Annotated in this window: 12 protein-coding genes; all 12 read left to right on the top strand. The window is 62.5% G+C overall.

Features of this window, described 5'->3' with window-relative positions:
• Nucleotides 1–17 precede the first annotated feature (17 nt).
• Nucleotides 18–1,805 carry a type VI secretion system baseplate subunit TssF gene (gene tssF / locus HU743_RS15765; RefSeq protein WP_186649608.1) on the top strand — a complete coding sequence of 596 codons (1,788 nt, stop codon included), beginning with the start codon at nucleotides 18–20 and terminating at the stop codon, nucleotides 1,803–1,805.
• A complete protein-coding gene (gene tssG / locus HU743_RS15760; RefSeq protein ID WP_186649606.1) occupies nucleotides 1,769–2,776 on the top strand; it encodes a type VI secretion system baseplate subunit TssG in 1,008 nt (335 codons plus the stop codon). The genes tssF and tssG overlap by 37 nt, the downstream gene beginning before the upstream one ends.
• Before the next feature lie 11 nt (nucleotides 2,777–2,787).
• Nucleotides 2,788–5,445 carry a type VI secretion system ATPase TssH gene (gene tssH, locus HU743_RS15755; RefSeq protein WP_186649604.1) on the top strand — a complete coding sequence of 886 codons (2,658 nt, stop codon included), beginning with the start codon at nucleotides 2,788–2,790 and terminating at the stop codon, nucleotides 5,443–5,445.
• Between the two features lie 10 nt (nucleotides 5,446–5,455).
• Nucleotides 5,456–6,976, top strand: coding sequence for a sigma 54-interacting transcriptional regulator (locus tag HU743_RS15750; protein WP_186649602.1), 1,521 nt, complete (start codon nucleotides 5,456–5,458; stop codon nucleotides 6,974–6,976).
• Between the two features lie 333 nt (nucleotides 6,977–7,309).
• Nucleotides 7,310–7,450, top strand: a complete 141-nt coding sequence (locus HU743_RS15745; protein ID WP_003229566.1) for a hypothetical protein — start codon at nucleotides 7,310–7,312, stop codon at nucleotides 7,448–7,450.
• A gap of 18 nt (nucleotides 7,451–7,468) precedes the next feature.
• A complete protein-coding gene (gene tagH, locus HU743_RS15740) occupies nucleotides 7,469–8,665 on the top strand; it encodes a type VI secretion system-associated FHA domain protein TagH (protein WP_186649600.1) in 1,197 nt (398 codons plus the stop codon).
• 5 nt (nucleotides 8,666–8,670) lie between these two features.
• Nucleotides 8,671–9,171 (top strand): type VI secretion system lipoprotein TssJ, encoded by a 501-nt coding sequence (gene tssJ, locus HU743_RS15735; RefSeq protein ID WP_186546075.1) that lies wholly within the window; start codon nucleotides 8,671–8,673, stop codon nucleotides 9,169–9,171.
• 2 nt (nucleotides 9,172–9,173) lie between these two features.
• Complete coding sequence (tssK, locus tag HU743_RS15730; RefSeq protein WP_186546073.1) at nucleotides 9,174–10,505, top strand: type VI secretion system baseplate subunit TssK; 1,332 nt, start codon at nucleotides 9,174–9,176, stop codon at nucleotides 10,503–10,505.
• Nucleotides 10,506–10,510: 5 nt separating this feature from the next.
• Entirely contained in the window at nucleotides 10,511–11,386 is an 876-nt protein-coding gene (icmH, locus tag HU743_RS15725; RefSeq protein WP_186546071.1) for a type IVB secretion system protein IcmH/DotU, read from the top strand.
• Between the two features lie 14 nt (nucleotides 11,387–11,400).
• A complete protein-coding gene (gene tssM / locus HU743_RS15720) occupies nucleotides 11,401–14,940 on the top strand; it encodes a type VI secretion system membrane subunit TssM (protein WP_186619282.1) in 3,540 nt (1,179 codons plus the stop codon).
• Nucleotides 14,940–15,668, top strand: coding sequence for a PP2C family serine/threonine-protein phosphatase (locus HU743_RS15715; protein ID WP_186619281.1), 729 nt, complete (start codon nucleotides 14,940–14,942; stop codon nucleotides 15,666–15,668). Before tssM ends, HU743_RS15715 begins: the two co-directional genes overlap by 1 nt.
• Nucleotides 15,665–16,666: a serine/threonine-protein kinase gene (locus tag HU743_RS15710; RefSeq protein ID WP_186649598.1), complete on the top strand. Its 1,002-nt coding sequence runs from the start codon at nucleotides 15,665–15,667 to the stop codon at nucleotides 16,664–16,666. Before HU743_RS15715 ends, HU743_RS15710 begins: the two co-directional genes overlap by 4 nt.
• Nucleotides 16,667–16,680 lie beyond the last annotated feature (14 nt).

Raw genomic sequence — 16,680 nt, 5'->3', positions numbered from 1 at the left:
TATCAGGCAGGTAACCCGTGTCCTTTAACCACTACTACCAAAGCGAACTCACCGCACTGCGCCAGCTCGGTCGCCGTTTCGCCGAGCGTAGTCCGGCGCTGGCGCCGTATCTGGGGCAGGCCGGGCGGGATCCGGATGTGGAGCGGTTGCTGGAAGGCTTTGCGTTTCTGACCGGGCGCCTGCGGCAGAAGCTCGATGACGAGCTGCCGGAGCTCAGTCATTCGCTGATGCAACTGCTGTGGCCTAACTACATGCGCCCGCTGCCGGCGTTCAGCATTCTGCAGTTCGATCCGCTCAAGCGTTCCGGGCCGGCGCTGCTGGTTGAGCGCGATACGCCGGTCGAGAGCAAGCCGATCGAAGACGTGCGTTGCCGCTTCCGCACCTGCTACCCGACCGAAGTGCTGCCGCTGGATCTGGCCGCGCTGAATTACTCGGTGAAGGGCGATGGCTCGTTGCTCAGCCTGCGCCTGGAAATGAGTGCCGACGGCCATCTCGGCGAACTGGAGCTGAGCAAACTGCGCCTGCACTTTGCCGGTGAGCGCTACATCAGCCAGATGTTGTACCTGAGCCTGCTGCGCAACCTCGACGGCATCGAGTTGATCCCGCTCGACGGCGCCGGCCAGCCGATCGATGGCGTCAGCGGCAAGCCGATGGCGTTCAAGATTCCCGGCGACCGGGTGAAACCGGTGGGTTTTGCCGAAGAAGAGGCGCTGATCCCGTATCCGCTGAACACCTTCCGTGGCTATCGCTATTTGCAGGAATACTTCGCCTTCCAGGACAAATTCCTGTTCGTCGATGTCAACGGCCTCGACATCCTCAAGGCGTTGCCGGAAGACACGCTCAAGCAAATGCGCGGTCTTGAATTGCGCTTCGACATTCGCAAGAGCGGCATCATGCGGATGCGTCCGACCCTGGACAACGTGAAGCTGTTTTGCACGCCGATTGTGAACCTGTTCGAGCACGACGCACTGCCGATCCGTCTCGACGGCAAGCAGGACGAATACCTGCTGCTGCCGGCGGAGTTCGATCTGGAAAACTGCGGTGTGTTCTCGGTGGAAACCGTGACCGGCTGGAAACCCGGCGGTCTCGGTTATCAGGAATACGTGCCGTTCGAGTCCTTCGAGCACGACCCGAGTTTCGACGTGCCCAACAGCCGTCCGCATTACAGCATCCGCCAGCGTTCGTCGCTGCTGCACGACGGCCTCGACACTTACCTGAGCTTTGGCATTCGCCACACCGAAGCCCACGAAACCCTGTCGATCGAGCTGATGTGTACCAACCAGAACCTGCCGAAAAAGCTCAAGCTCGGCGACATCTGTATGGCCAGCGAGCAGACCCCGGAATTCCTCAGCTTCCGCAACATCACCCCGGCCACCCCGAGTTTCGCGCCGCCGCTGAACCGTGACTTCCTGTGGAAGCTGATCAGCAACATGTCGCTTAACTATCTGTCGCTGGCGGACGTCAATGCGTTGAAGGTGATTCTGGAAACCTACGACCTGCCGCGCTACTACGACCAGCACGCGGAGAAGGTCAGCAAGCGCCTGCTCGGCGGCCTCAAGCACATCAAACATCATCACGTCGACCGGCTGCATCGCGGTCTGCCGGTGCGCGGTTTGCGCACCGAACTGACCATCGACCCGGAAGGCTATATCGGCGAAGGCGACCTGTTCGTCTTCGCTTCGGTTCTCAACGAGTTTTTCGCGCTTTACGCCAGTCTCAATTCATTCCATGAGCTGCGGGTAAAAAGCACACAGGGAGAGGTGTACCAATGGACACCACGTATGGGCCTGCAGCCCCTGCTTTAAGCGGGCTGACCAAGGTAATACGCGAGTACTCGCTGTTTCAGGCCGTGCTGCTGGTGATCGACCGGCTGCGCGAGGCCCACCCGCATCTGAGCGAAGACGATCTGTACGACCAGGTCGAGTTCCAGGCCAACCCGAGCCTGGGCTTTCCGCGCAGTGACGTCGATCGCGTGGAGTTTTTCGAAGAGCACGGCAAGATGCGCGCGCGCGTGCGTTTCAACCTGATCGGCCTGGTCGGCTCCGGTTCGCCGTTGCCGGCGTTCTACGGCGAGCAGGCCTTGGGCGACAGCGAGGACGGCAACCCGACGCGCAATTTCCTTGATCTGTTCCACCATCGCCTGCAACGGCTGATGCTGCCGATCTGGCGCAAGTACCGCTACCGCGCGAGCTTCCAGAGCGGCGCGATCGACCCGTTCTCCGCGCAGCTGTTTGCCCTGATCGGCCTGGGCGGCGAAGAGATCCGCAAGGCCAAGGAACTCAACTGGAAACGCCTGCTGCCGTACCTCGGCCTGCTCAGCCTGCGGGCGCACTCGGCGGCGTTGATCGAAGCCGTGCTGCGTTACTACTTCAAGCACGAAGACCTGGTCATCGAGCAGTGCATCGAGCGCCGCGTGGAAATTCTCGAGGAGCAGCGCAATCGTTTGGGCCGCGCCAACAGCCTGCTCGGCGAAGACCTGGTGCTGGGCGAACACGTGCGCGACCGCAGCGGCAAATTCCGCATTCACATTACCGAACTCGACTGGCAGCGATTCCATGAATTCTTGCCGATCGGTTTCGGCTACCAGCCGCTCTGCGCGCTGGTGCGGTTCACCTTGCGTGACCCGCTCGACTACGACATTCGCCTGGTGCTGCGCCAGGAAGAAATCCGCGAACTGCGCATCGGTGAGCAGAACGCCTGTCGCCTCGGTTGGACCAGTTGGCTGGGCCGCGAAAAAGCGGACGGCGTGGTGACCCTGGGCAGCAAAATTCATTAAGGACGTGAGCCATGATCAACGTAGACCTGCAACAACTCATCCAGGCGCTGGACGCCGAAACCCGTCGTGATCTGGAACGTTCGGCCGAGCGTTGCGTCGCCCGTGGCGGCAGCAAGATTCTTGTAGAAGACTTGCTGCTTGGCCTGCTGGAGCGTCCGAACGGCTTGCTCAGCCGCGCCCTGCAAGATGCTGACGTCGATGCCGGTGAACTCACCGCTGCACTGCAATCGCGGGTCGAGCACAGCGCTTCACGCAACCCGGTGTTCGCCCCGGAACTGGTGCAATGGCTGCAAGATGCGCTGCTGGTGGCCAACCTTGAACTGGGCCAGACCCAGGTTGAAGACGCCGCGCTGATTCTGGCTTTGCTGCGTAACCCGATGCGTTATGCCGGCAGCCGTTATCAGCCGCTGCTCGCCAAGCTGAACATCGATCGCCTGAAGGAATTTGCCCTGTCGCAACAGGAGCAACCGGCGGCCAATGGCAAACCGGCGGCGCAGGGCGAATCGCTGTTGCAGCGCTTCACCCACAACCTGACCCAACAGGCCCGCGACGGCAAACTCGACCCGGTGCTGTGCCGTGACGGTGCGATCCGGCAGATGGTCGACATCCTTGCCCGTCGTCGCAAGAACAACCCGATCGTCGTCGGTGAGGCCGGTGTCGGTAAAACCGCCATTGTCGAAGGTCTGGCATCGCGCATCGCTGCCGGTGAAGTGCCGCAGGTGCTTAAGGGTGTCGAGTTGCTGTCGCTGGACATGGGCCTGTTGCAGGCCGGCGCCAGCGTCAAAGGTGAGTTCGAGCGCCGTTTGAAAGGCGTGATCGACGAAGTCAAGGCTTCGCCGAAACCGATCATTTTGTTCATCGACGAAGCCCACACTCTGATCGGCGCTGGCGGCAACGCTGGCGGTTCCGACGCGGCCAACCTGCTGAAACCGGCGCTGGCCCGTGGCGAACTGCGCACCATCGCCGCGACCACCTGGGCCGAGTACAAGAAATACTTCGAGAAAGATCCGGCACTGGCCCGTCGTTTCCAGCCAGTGCAACTGCACGAACCGACCGTCAGCGAAGCGGTGACCATTCTGCGTGGTCTGGCCCAGGTCTATGAAAAGAGCCACGGCATTTACCTGCGCGATGACGCGGTGGTGTCCGCCGCCGAATTGTCCGCTCGTTATCTGGCCGGTCGGCAACTGCCGGACAAAGCCGTCGATGTGCTCGACACCGCGTGCGCCCGCGTGCGCATCAGCCTTGCTGCTGCCCCGGAAAGCCTTGAGCGCCTGCGCGGTGAACTGGCTGAAGGCGGCCGTCAACGCCAGGCTCTGCGTCGCGATGCCGAGGCCGGTTTGCTGATCGACCACGAAGCGCTGGACGCACTGGAAGCGCGGCTGGACGAAGCCGAAAGCGAAATGGTCGCGCTGGAAACCTTGTGGACTGAGCAGAAAGCTTTGGCCGAGCGCCTGCTGGAGCTGCGTCAGCAACTGGCCAAGGCCCGCGAAGCCGCAGCCGTCGAGCCGACCGTCAGCGTTGAAGAAGACGCCGAAGGCACTGTGATCGAAACCGTGACCGCCGAAGTCGAAGAAGGCCAAAGCGTCGAAGCGCTAGAAGCTCAGCTGCATGAAACCCACGCCGCGCTGACCGCTGCGCAAGTCAAAGAACGTCTGGTCAGTTTCGAAGTGTGCCCGCGTCTGGTCGCCGAAGTGATCAGCGCCTGGACCGGCGTGCCGTTGGCGCAACTGGCCCGCGAGCACAACGCCAAGGTCGCCAGTTTTGCTACCGATCTGCGCACGCGTATCCGTGGTCAGGAACAAGCCGTGCACGCATTGGACCGCTCGATGCGCGCCACCGCTGCCGGTCTGAACAAGCCTGATGCACCGGTCGGCGTGTTCCTGCTGGTCGGCCCGAGCGGTGTCGGCAAGACCGAAACCGCGCTGGCCCTGGCTGACCTGCTGTACGGCGGTGATCGTTTCATCACCACCATCAACATGTCCGAGTTCCAGGAGAAGCACACCGTCTCGCGCCTGATCGGTGCACCGCCGGGCTACGTCGGTTACGGCGAGGGCGGCATGCTCACCGAAGCCGTGCGCCAGAAGCCTTACTCGGTGGTACTGCTTGATGAAGTCGAGAAGGCTGACCCGGATGTGCTCAACCTGTTCTACCAGATCTTCGACAAGGGCGTGGCCAACGACGGCGAAGGTCGCGAGATCGATTTCCGCAACACGCTGATCCTGATGACCTCGAATCTGGGTAGCGACAAGATCAGCGACCTCTGCGAAGACGGCGCGCGGCCAACCGCCGAAGTGCTCGAAGAAACCATTCGCCCGGTGCTCAGCAAGCACTTCAAACCGGCGCTGCTGGCGCGGATGAAAGTAGTGCCGTACTACCCGGTGGGCGGCCCGGTGCTGCGCGAGCTGATCGAGATCAAACTCGGCCGTCTCGGCGAGCGTCTGAACCGTCGTCAGCTGGAATTCAGCTGGTGCCAGAACCTCGTCGATCACCTGTCCGAGCGCTGCACGCAAAGCGAAAGCGGCGCGCGCCTGATCGACCATTTGCTCGATCAGCACGTGCTGCCGCTGGTGGCCGATCGTCTGCTCGACGCGATGGCGACCGGCGAAAGCCTCAAGCGTGTGCATGCCACGCTCGACGGCAACGCCAGCGTGATGTGCGAGTTCGCCTGAGGTGGGCGTGATGTTCACTCAGGTGCCGCAGCCACTGGTCTACGCCGAAGCGTTGCTGGCGCAGTTCGCCAGTCTGTCGCGGGCGGCGGACGGTGCTGCGTTGCTGGGTGAATTCGTCCGTGGTCTGGCTGAACTGAGCGGTTGCGAATTGACTCAGCTGTACCTGCTCGACGCCACTCACACCTGCCTGGGGATGAACGCCGAGTGCCTCGACGGCGCGCTGCAACCGCGCCAGGCGGCGAGCCTGCCGGCGGACTATAACGGTGAGCAACTGCTGCAATTCGCCCTGTGCCAGAACCGCGTGGTGTGCCTTGATGACCTGAGCGCCAGCCTGCACGAGACCAGTTTCCTGCCGGCGGCGGCCGCGCCGTGGCAGTCGTTGTTGTGCGTGCCGCTGGTCAATCAGCACAAGGCGGTTGAAGGTCTGTTGTTGTGCGCCAGCCACCATCGCACCGACCTGCAAGGCTTTGCCGATTCCCTCGGCCAGCTCGGCTCGTTCGTGCTCGGTCAGCTGCATTTGCTGCAGCGCCTGCGCCAGCCGTTGGCTGAATCGGCCACCGTCACGCGCAGTGTGCCGAGCATCAGTGGCTACGGTTTGATCGGCAAAAGCGCGGCAATGCGCCAGACCTACTCGCTGATCAGCAAAGTCTTGCACAGCCCGTACACCGTGCTGTTGCGCGGTGAGACCGGTACCGGCAAGGAAGTCGTTGCGCGGGCGATTCACGATTGCGGCCCGCGTCGCTCTCAGGCGTTTATCGTGCAGAACTGCGCGGCGTTCCCGGAAAATCTCTTGGAAAGCGAACTGTTTGGCTACCGCAAAGGTGCCTTCACTGGTGCCGATCGCGATCGTGCCGGGCTGTTCGACGCGGCCAATGGCGGCACGCTGCTGCTCGATGAAATCGGCGACATGCCGCTGTCGCTGCAAGCGAAGATTCTGCGCGTGCTGCAGGAAGGCGAGATCCGTCCGCTGGGCTCCAACGACACGCACAAGATCGACGTGCGCATCATCGCCGCGACGCACCGTGACCTGGCGGTCCTGGTCAGCGAAGGCAAATTCCGCGAGGACTTGTACTACCGCCTCGCGCAATTCCCGATCGAGCTACCGGCCCTGCGTCAGCGCGAAGGCGACATCCTCGATCTGGCCCGTCACTTCGCCGAGAAAACCTGCACCTTCTTGCAACGTGATCCGGTGCGCTGGTCGGACGCCGCGCTGGAACACCTGTGCGGCTACACCTTCCCCGGCAACGTCCGCGAGCTGAAGGCACTGGTCGAACGCGCGGTGCTTTTATGCGAAGGCGGCGAGTTGCTCGCCGAGCATTTCTCGCTGCGTCTGGAACCGATGCCCGAGGACAACAGCGGCCTGAATCTGCGCGAACGGCTGGAGCAGGTCGAGCGCACTTTGCTACTCGATTGCCTGCGCAAGAACGATGGCAACCAGACCCTCGCCGCCCGCGAACTGGGCCTGCCGCGGCGCACGCTGCTGTACCGCCTCGGGCGCCTGAATATCAATTTGGGTGACTTTGATGGTTGATCTGGCGCTGATCTCTGCGGCGAGCCGCCTTTCTGTGGCCAATGATTTGCTTAGAGCTTGCAGATTACCTGTGGCGAGGGAGCTTGCTCCCGCTCGGCTGCGCAGCAGTCGTAGCTCGGTAAACGCGTTTTTCCTGAAGCACCGCGGTGGCTGGTTTTGGGGCCGCTTCGCCGCCCAGCGGGAGCAAGCTCCCTCGCCACAGGAGGTTGTCGCTCCTCCCCGGCATGGCTCCAGGCCCCGGTTCAGAGCCTCGCAAAACAATGAATTCGCTATTAACGGCGCCGCCCGCAAGGGTCGGCGCTTTGTGCTTTGTCTACACCTGGAGACCCTCTGATGTCTGTTCGTCACTGGCACGCTGTCCTGCTGACCCTCGTCGTTCTATGCGGCCTTGGCGGCTGTAGCGGCAATTACAAATTCAACGACAACGACTATCGCCCGTTGGGTGATCCGCAAGCGGTCAATCGCGGCAAGTGACCGCAAGGAGCATCAAACATGGAATTGGTTTTCGAAATGCTGAACACCAAGCAGTTCGTGCCCACCGAGTCGTGCCAGCGGACCTTCAAACAGGCCGGCGGCGTGATCGGGCGGGGCGAGGACTGCGACTGGATCATCCCTGACCGCAAGCGTCACCTGTCCAACCACCACGCGATTGTCAGTTACCGCGAGGGCTCGTTCTTCCTCACCGACACCAGCAGCAACGGTGTCCAGGACGGCGGCAGCGGCGCGCGCCTGCACAAGGGCGAGCCGGTGCGCATCGAGCACGGCAGCACTTACGTTCTCGGCGACTTCGAGATACGCGCGCGACTGGTGCGCGATCCAGCCACCTTTGACGGCGAGGTCGGTCGCCCGCGGCCTGCCGGCAGCATCATTCCGGACGACGCGTTCCTCGACCTCGACCCGCTCAATGCCCTCGAACAGCAAGAGCGCGTGTACTCGGAAATCGACGAGCTGCTGGCGCCCAATACCAAGCCGGAAGACTCGCGTCAGCGCGCCGATTACGCACGCATCGACATGGAAAGCCTGATGGTGCCGGAGCTGATCGCTGCCCCCGTCGAACCTGAGCCTGCTCCGGCGCCCAAAGCCGTTGAGCGCCAGAGTGAAGGTTTCTGGGAGCATTTCGGTGCGGCGCTGGGCGTGGACGTCAAAGGCCTCAGCCACGACGAACGCGAAGCCCTGGCGCTCAACGCCGCGCGCCTGCTGCGTCAGAGCATCGGTGGTTTGCAGCAGAGCCTGCGCACCCGCTCGGAGCTGAAAAACGAATTGCGTCTGGCCCAGACCACCGTACAAGGCACCAACAAGAATCCACTGAAATTCGCCGTCGATCCGAGCGAAGCACTGGAGATTCTGTTGCAGCCAAGCAAGCCCGGGCACCTGCCGGCCGAGCAAGCGATTTCCCGCGCGTTCCGTGATTTGCAGGCGCATCAAGTGGCCTTGCTGACCGCCAGCCGCGCCGCCGTACGCGGCACTCTGGAGCATTTTTCGCCAGAGCAACTGACCCTGCGTTTCGAGCGCGACAGCAAGCCGTTGATCGCTACTTCGGGCGGGCGCTGGAGAGCGTTCGGCCGTTATCACCAGGCCCTGCGTCAGGACGATGACTGGAGCGAGCGTCTGCTGGCCCGCGACTTCGCCCAGGCCTACGAAGAACAGATCCGCCTGATCTCCACCCTCCACACCGACCACCAAGGATGATGCGCATGTCTCGCCGCTCGACCGCTTTTTTCAAGACGCTGACTGCGCTCACCTTATTGGTGCTGCTTGCCGGTTGCTCGTCGCTGTCGCCGTACTCGAAAGTGACCAAGCTCAACCTCAAGCTGACCGGCAGCGATCAGCTCAACCCGGACCTCAACGGTCGTCCGTCGCCGATTGTCGTGCGCCTGTTCGAACTCAAGCACCCGGTGACCTTCGAAAATGCTGACTTCTTCAGCCTCTACGAGCGCGCCAAGGAATCCCTCAACCCGGATCTGGTGGCCAGCGAAGAACTCGAACTGCGCCCGGGTGAAACCGTGGAAATGAAGCTCAGCGTGGAGGAGGGCAGCCGTTACGTGGGCGTCCTCGCTGCCTACCGTGACCTGCCGGAAACGCAATGGCGCTACACCGTGCAGATCACTCCGCTGGAACTCACCGAAGCTGATCTGACCCTCGATCAGGCCGGTATCCGCAATACCCAACAAGTGCTCGCCAAGGCGGATGACTGATCATGAACACCCATAAAGTCATTTGGCAGGAAGGCATGCTGCTGCGACCGCAGCACTTCCAGCACAACGATCGTTATTACGATCACCAGATGAAAACCCGCACCCAGTTGCTCGGTGGCTACACCTGGGGTTTTCTCAATCTGGAGATCGACTTGCAGTTCCTCAACATGGGCAAACTGGTGATCAGTGAAGCCTCGGGGATTCTGCCGGACGGCAGCCTGTTCGAACTCGGTGGCAACACCGAACCGCTGGCGCTGGACGTGCCGCCGAACACCGGCAACACGCCGATCTATCTGGCGCTGCCACTAGTCACCGGCAACCACATCGAGGCCCGTCGCCCGGAGCAATCCGACGTGCTGGCGCGTTACACCGCGTATGACGCCGAGGTGGCTGATTCCAACGCCGGCGACGATTCCGCCAGTCAGGTCAGTTGTGGGCGCCCGGACTTCAAACTGTTGCTCGGCGAGCAGCAGAGCGATCAGGCCTACGTGAAGCTGAAGATCTGCGACGTGCTCGACACCACGCCCGATGGCGTGATCAGCCTCGACCCGGATTTCGTCCCGACCTACATTCAGGCCCACGCTTCCAGCTATCTGCTGTCGTGCCTGAAAGAAGTCATCAGCATGCTCAGCCACCGTGGCGACACCATTGCCGAGCGGATTCGCTCCAACGGCAAGGTTGGCGGTGCCGAAGTCGGCGACTTCATGATGCTGCAACTGATCAACCGCACCGAACTGCTGCTGCGCCATTACCTCGGCCTTGAGCAGGTGCATCCCGAAGAGTTGTACCGCACGCTGCTGACCATGCTCGGCGATCTGGCGACCTTCTCCGGCGAGAGCAAACGCCCGCGTCTGGACAGCCGCTATTCCCACGCGGACCAGGGCGGCAGCTTCCGCAAACTGATGGAAGCGATTCGTCAGGTGCTGTCGATGGTGCTCGAACAGCACGCCATCGAACTGATTCTGCAGGCGCGTCAGTACGGCATCATTGTGTCGCCGTTGCACGACCACAAACTGCTCGGCTCGGCCTCGTTCGTGCTGGCGGCCAGTGCCAACTGCGACTCCGAAGAACTGCGCCACCGCTTGCCAGCGCACCTCAAGGTCGGCCCGGTGGAGCGCATCCGCCAACTGGTCAACCTGCACCTGCCGGGGATCAAGGTCAAACCGTTGCCGGTGGCCCCGCGGCAGATCGCGTTCCACTCGAACAAAACCTATTTCATCCTCGAACTCAGTTCCGAAGACCTGGCACAACTCGAGCGCTCCGGCGGTTTCGCGTTCCACGTGTCCGGCGAATTCGCCGAGCTTGAACTGAAATTCTGGGCCATCAGGAACTGACCGACATGATCAAGGAAACGGATTACAACCAGGACGACAAAACCGTTCTGCTCGACCGTCAGGGCCACGGGCCGGCGTCGAGTCCGCTGACCGACTTCGCCGCGCCGCCGCGTTTCGAGCAACTGGAAGAACGCATGATCTACGCCGCGCGCCTGCGCCCGGCAGAGGCGTTCAACATCAGCCTCAATTCGCTGGTCGCGGCCTCGTCCGAACTGCTCTCGGAAGTGGTGCGCCTCAAGCACAGCGAAACCCGCGAAGATCTGTATGCGCTCAACGAGCGCCTGACCGCCGGGCTGAAGTTGTTCGAAGTGCGCGCCTTGCACAACGGCGCCGAAAGCAGCCAGGTGATGGCCGCGCGTTACGTGCTCTGCACCGTAGTCGACGAAGCTGTCGTGACCACGCCGTGGGGCAACGAAAGCGAGTGGTCGCAGATGAGCCTGCTGAGCAGCTTCCATAACGAAACCTTCGGCGGCGAGAAGTTTTTCCAGCTGCTCGATCGGCTGTCGAAAAACCCGGTCAAGCACTTGCCGATGCTCGAACTGATGTACCTGTGCCTGTCCCTCGGTTTCGAGGGCAAGTACCGCGTCCAGGCGCGCGGCATGCTTGAGCTCGAAGGCATCCGCGACGCCTTGTATCGGCAGATTCGTCAGCTGCGTGGCGACGTGCCGCGCGAGTTGTCGCCGCACTGGGAAGGCCTCAACGATCAGCGCCGCAATCTGGTGCGCATCGTGCCGGCGTGGATGGTGGTGCTGTTCACACTGGTCTGCCTGGTGGTGATGTATTCGGGCTTCGCCTGGGTCTTGGGCGAGCAGCGCGACACCGTTCTGCAACCTTATCAGCCGCTTGATCCAGCCGCGGTCCAACCGCAGGCGCAGCCGTAAAACAGGGACGTGTGATGAAAAAGTTTTTCAAGAAAGTCGGCGCCTTCCTGCGCCAGACCTGGGTCTGGACCTTGCTGCTGGTGCTGTTCGTGGCGCTGCTGGTGTGGTTCGTCGGCCCGTTGTTGGCGGTCGATGATTACAAGTTCTGGGAAAGCGCGACCTCGCGCCTGCTGACCATCAGCGTGCTGTTCCTGATCTGGGGCCTGACCATGGTCTTCGTCAGCTGGCGCGCCGGTATCCGCAAGAAAGCCGAGGAAGAAAGCGAGGATGGCCAGGACCGCATTCGCCGCGAAGAGCTGATCGACGAAGAGCAGAAGGAGTTGAAGGCGCGTTTCAAGGACGCACTGAAAACCCTGAAAACGTCGAGTCTGTATCGCGGCCGCAGCGAGCGCTGGCGCAGTGATTTGCCGTGGTACCTGCTGATCGGTCCGCAGGCTTCGGGCAAGACCAGCCTGCTGGATTTTTCCGGCCTGGAATTTCCGATCAACAAGATCGACCGCAAGCTGACCCGCGACACCCTCGGCACTCGTCATTGCGACTGGTATTTCGCCGACCACGGTGTGCTGATCGACACCGCCGGGCGCTACACCACTCAGCCGGACGCCGAAGTTGATGGCAGCGCCTGGACCACTCTGCTGGAGCTGCTGCGCAAGCGTCGTCGCGGTCGTCCGTTGAACGGCGTACTGGTGACCATTCCGGTGGAAACCCTCACCGGCGGCAGTGAGCAGGACATCGACACCCTGGCGCGTCAGGTGCGCAGTCGCCTGCAAGACGTGCATCAGAAACTGCACGTCGACGTGCCGGTGTATCTGGTACTGAGCAAGGCTGACAAGCTGCTGGGCTTCGACGAGTTCTTCGATCAGCTGACCCGCGAAGAAAGCGATCAAGTGCTCGGCACCAGTTTCCGTAAGGATCAGGTCGGCACCGACGTGGCGGTTCTGCGCAACGAGTTCGAAGAGCTGCTGCGACGCTTGAACAGCCAAGTGATCATGCGCATGCACTCCGAGCGCGACACTCAGCGCCGTGGGCGCATCCTCGACTTCCCGCATCAACTCGGGCAGATCGGCGAGCGCCTGTGCCTGTTCGTCGACATGGCGTTCACTGGCAACCGTTATCAACGCGCCACGCAATTGCGCGGTTTCTACCTGACCAGCGCACCGCACCTGACCCAGGAAATGGATTCGACCACCGCCGGCATCGGCGCCAGCCTCGGCATGAACGCCGGTGTGCTGCCGACCCTGCGCAGCGGCCGTTCGCGTTTCATCCACCACTTGCTCAGCCAGGTGATTTTCCCCGAAGCCGATCTGGCCGGTCTGGACAAGCGCGAGCGCAGCCGCATTCATTGGGGCCAGCGTGCGTTGTACGTCGGCGCACTGGCAGCACTGGCGCTGTTCGGTATGCTCTGGGCCGGTGGTTTCTCGGCCAACTACGAGCGTCTGGAAAACCTGCGCACGCTGGCGCAGAACTGGACTCAGCAACGCTCGGCTGTGTCGCCGCGCGATGACGCCATGGGCGTGCTGAAAGTCCTGGATACGAGTTACGCCGCGACCCAGGTGTTCCCGAGCAAAAGCGACGTGTCGTACCACGAGCGTGGCGGCCTGTATCAGGGCGAAGACATCAATCCGGTGGTCAAGACTGCCTACGAGCGTGAGCTTGAAGCGCAACTGTTGCCACGGGTGGCTACCCTGCTCGAAGGGCAGATTCGCGCCAACATGAAGGACCGCGATCGCCTGCTCAACAGCCTGCGCGCGTACCTGATGCTGAACATGAAGGACCGTCGCGATGCGGCGTGGCTCAAGGACTGGATCGCCACTGACTGGTCGCAGCGCTACACCGGCAACACCGCGGTGCAGAACGGTCTGAACACTCACCTCGAGCGCTTGCTCAAGCAGCCGTTCATTTATCCGTTGAACGACCAACTGGTGACACAGGCACGTCAGGTTCTGCGCAGCGAATCGTTGGCCAACGTGGTTTACCGCATGCTCCGCGAGCAGGCGCGCAACCTGCCGGACTATCGCTTCAGCCAACACTTGGGCCCACAAGGCTCGCTGTTCATCGGCACCGAATACGTGATCCCGGGTTTCTACACCCAGCAGGGTTATCAGCAGTATTTCTCGGTACAGGGCGCGGCGCTGGTCACCGATATCCTGCGTGACAACTGGGTGCTGGGCGAAGGCGCGGGCATCAGCGACATGGACTTGCGTCGCCTGATGGTCGAGCTGGAGCAACTGTACTTCCGCGACTACGCCAACTACTGGAGCGAAGCTGTTGGGCAGGTGGCATTGCCGCCGATCAGCGACGCCGGCGAAGGCGCCGAGCAACTGGCGGGCCTGACTTCGGCCAACTCGCCGGTACTCGCGTTGCTCACCGAAGTGCGTGAAAACACTCGCTTCGAAGCCGCGGCCGATCCGGTCGATGAAGCCGGCGAAGCCGCCGATGCGCTGGCCGGGCAGAAGGGCAAACTGGGCAAGGTCGGCAAACTTGCCGCTGCTGCCGCCGACAAGGCTTCGGCGCTGAACGTGGCGAAGAACCTGCCGGACACTGCGAAGAAATCCCTGCAACGCCGCTTCGAGCCGCTGCATCGTTTGCTCGATGACAACAACGGCCCGGGCGCTGACCTGACGCCAGCCTTCAATGCGCTCAACGACCTGCAACTGCAACTGGCCGGTCTGGCTCGCTCCAGCACGCCGGAACAGGCTGCGTTTGAAATGGCCAAGACGCGCATGAGCGGCCAGCGTGATGCGCTGACCAACCTGCGCAACGCGTCCGGTCGCCTGCCGCGTCCGCTGAGCGTGTGGTTCAACGTGCTGGCCGAAGACTCGTGGCGCCTGGTACTCAACGATGCCTACCAATACTTGAACGGTCGTTATCAGAACGAGCTGTACAGCGTGTATGGCAAGACCATCAGCAAGCGTTATCCGTTCAGCGCGAGCAGCACCAGCGATGTTTCGATCAGCGATTTCCGCGAGTTCTTCAAGGCGCAGGGCATTGTCGACCGTTTCTTCGACAGCTACATGCGTCCGTTCGTCAGCGGCGATCCGGGCAACTACCGTATGCGCAGCGTCGACGGTCACAGCCTGCCGGTGTCCAAGGTCTACCTCGACCAGATGGCCGCTGCGCTGACGATTCGTCAGAGCTTCTTCTCGATCAACCCGGCCGAGCCGACCGTGCAGTTCAAGCTGGAGCCGTACACCCTCGATCCGGCGGTCAGCCGTTCCGAATTCAAGTTCGGCGACAAGACCATGGAATACCGTCACGGCCCGATCCTGCCAATGACCTTCAAGTGGCCGACCGATGCTGAAGACGGTCGCACCAGCCTGGTCATGGACAAGATGGCCGGGCGCCCGATCGGTATCGAGAAGAACTCCGGCCCTTGGTCGCTGTTCCGTCTGTTCGACCTGATGCAGACCGAGTACCTGACCGGTCGCGACGTGCTGGTGCTGAAGGCGGACGTAGGTGGCTTGCGCGCCAACTACCTGCTGACCAGCCAGCGCTCGCCGAACCCGTTTGACCTGGGCGTGCTGCGCACCTTCCGTATGCCGGTGCAGCTCTGATGCTGGTGGCCAGTCCCTGGCGCAGCGCGGCGCGTACCGACCCGGGCAAGGTGCGGGCGCGCAACGAAGATGCCTTCCTCGACTCCCCGCAGCATGGGCTGTGGGTGGTCGCGGACGGCATGGGCGGTCATCAGGGTGGCGACATCGCCAGCCAGTTGATCGTCGCCAGCCTGGCTGAGTTGCCGCAACACGAGGACTTCGACGAACGCCTCAAAGCCATCCGCCAGTGCCTGCACTGGCTGAACCGGCGTTTGGGGCAGGAGTTGACGGTCACCGCCGGACGCCACGACAGCATCATGGGCAGCACCGTCGTGGCATTGCTGGTGGAAGGCAATCGCGCGGCCTGCATCTGGGCCGGCGACAGTCGTTGCTACCTGTGGCGCGGGCAGCGGCTGTATCAGCTGTCCAAGGACCATTCGCTGCAGCAGCAACTGATCGACGAGCAGCAAATGAGCGTCGAGCAAGCGGCAGCGCACCCGGCGGCTCAGGCGTTGACCCGAGCCGTTGGCGCCGCCGAAACACTGACCCTGGATGTACTCGAACTCGAGGTCTATCCGGGCGATGCGTTTTTGCTCTGCAGCGATGGTCTGTATCAGGGCCTGAGCAGCGATGCCCTCGGCAACGCCCTCAGCCTCAGCGCGCCGCACGTGGCGCTGGAACGTTTGTTCGACGGCGCCCTGCGTGGCGCTGCGCGTGACAACCTGACTGCCGTGGTGATCCGCCAATGAGTGAACTCGAATCGCCCATCGATGACCTGCTGATCAGCGAAGAACAGGCCAACAACCTGACCTACTTCGCCTTCGCCAAGGGCAACAAGGCCGAACCGCTGCTGGCGCCGACCAAGGCCAGCATCGGCGCGCTGCCGGATGTACTCGCCGGTCGCTACCACCTCGAGCGCTTGCTCGGGGCCGGTGGCATGGGCGCCGTTTACCGGGCGCGGGATTTGCTGCACGAGCAGTTTGGCGATCCCGACCCTTACGTTGCGCTGAAAATCCTCAGCGAAGAATTTGCCGAATCGCCGGACGCCAGTGCCTTGCTCTACAGCGAGTTCGCCCTGACCCGGCGTCTGCGCCACGACAACGTCGTGCGTGCGCACACCTTTGAAGTCGACACCGACTGCCAGCGGGCCTTCATCACCATGGAATACATGCGTGGCCTGACCCTGGACAAATTGCTCTGCGAGCGGCCCCTCGGCCTGCCGTGGAAAGAACTGCGCGACATCGTCCTGCCGCTGCTCGACACGTTGGCCTACGCCCACCGTCGCGGCGTGCTGCACGGTGATCTGAAACCGAGCAACGTCATGCTCAGCGAAGACGGCCTGCGCCTGTTCGACTTCGGCCTGGGGCAGGCAGAAGAGGGCGCCTTGCCCGGCCTGCCGCACCTGAGCCGCGAGCGCTTCAATGCCTGGACCCCGGGCTACGCCGCCCCCGAACTGCTTGAAGGCCAACCCTTGTCGGCCAGCGCGGACGTATACGGCGTGGCCTGCGTGATCTACGAGCTGGCGAGCGGCAAACACCCCTTCCGCCGCTTGCCCTCGACCCAGGCCCGCGACGAGCACCTGGAGCGCGAGCTGCACGCACCGAAAAATCTAGCGAAACACGGCTGGTCAGCGCTGCAGACCGCGCTGAGCTTCAATCCGGCAGAGCGCAACATCACTGCCGCACAATTGCGTGACGCCTTGGGCGCCACTTCGTCCTGGCTGCAACGTCTGCGACTTCGGGCGTAACGGATGACATTCGA

The organism is Pseudomonas sp. SWRI99 (assembly GCF_014270125.1).
GTDB classification, from domain to species: domain Bacteria; phylum Pseudomonadota; class Gammaproteobacteria; order Pseudomonadales; family Pseudomonadaceae; genus Aquipseudomonas; species Aquipseudomonas hamedanensis.
Note: the sequence above shows the minus strand (reverse complement) of the source record. Positions and strands in the feature narration are given on the sequence as shown.

What these genes read in the sequence shown, in the direction of transcription:
- tssG (WP_186649606.1), top strand. Translation starts at nt 1,769, where the DNA reads ATGGACACCACGTATGGGCCTGCAGCCCCTGCTTTAAGCGGGCTGACC.
- tssH (WP_186649604.1), top strand. Translation starts at nt 2,788, where the DNA reads ATGATCAACGTAGACCTGCAACAACTCATCCAGGCGCTGGACGCCGAA.
- HU743_RS15750 (WP_186649602.1), top strand. Translation starts at nt 5,456, where the DNA reads ATGTTCACTCAGGTGCCGCAGCCACTGGTCTACGCCGAAGCGTTGCTG.
- HU743_RS15745 (WP_003229566.1), top strand. Translation starts at nt 7,310, where the DNA reads ATGTCTGTTCGTCACTGGCACGCTGTCCTGCTGACCCTCGTCGTTCTA.
- tagH (WP_186649600.1), top strand. Translation starts at nt 7,469, where the DNA reads ATGGAATTGGTTTTCGAAATGCTGAACACCAAGCAGTTCGTGCCCACC.
- tssJ (WP_186546075.1), top strand. Translation starts at nt 8,671, where the DNA reads ATGTCTCGCCGCTCGACCGCTTTTTTCAAGACGCTGACTGCGCTCACC.
- tssK (WP_186546073.1), top strand. Translation starts at nt 9,174, where the DNA reads ATGAACACCCATAAAGTCATTTGGCAGGAAGGCATGCTGCTGCGACCG.
- icmH (WP_186546071.1), top strand. Translation starts at nt 10,511, where the DNA reads ATGATCAAGGAAACGGATTACAACCAGGACGACAAAACCGTTCTGCTC.
- tssM (WP_186619282.1), top strand. Translation starts at nt 11,401, where the DNA reads ATGAAAAAGTTTTTCAAGAAAGTCGGCGCCTTCCTGCGCCAGACCTGG.
- HU743_RS15715 (WP_186619281.1), top strand. Translation starts at nt 14,940, where the DNA reads ATGCTGGTGGCCAGTCCCTGGCGCAGCGCGGCGCGTACCGACCCGGGC.
- HU743_RS15710 (WP_186649598.1), top strand. Translation starts at nt 15,665, where the DNA reads ATGAGTGAACTCGAATCGCCCATCGATGACCTGCTGATCAGCGAAGAA.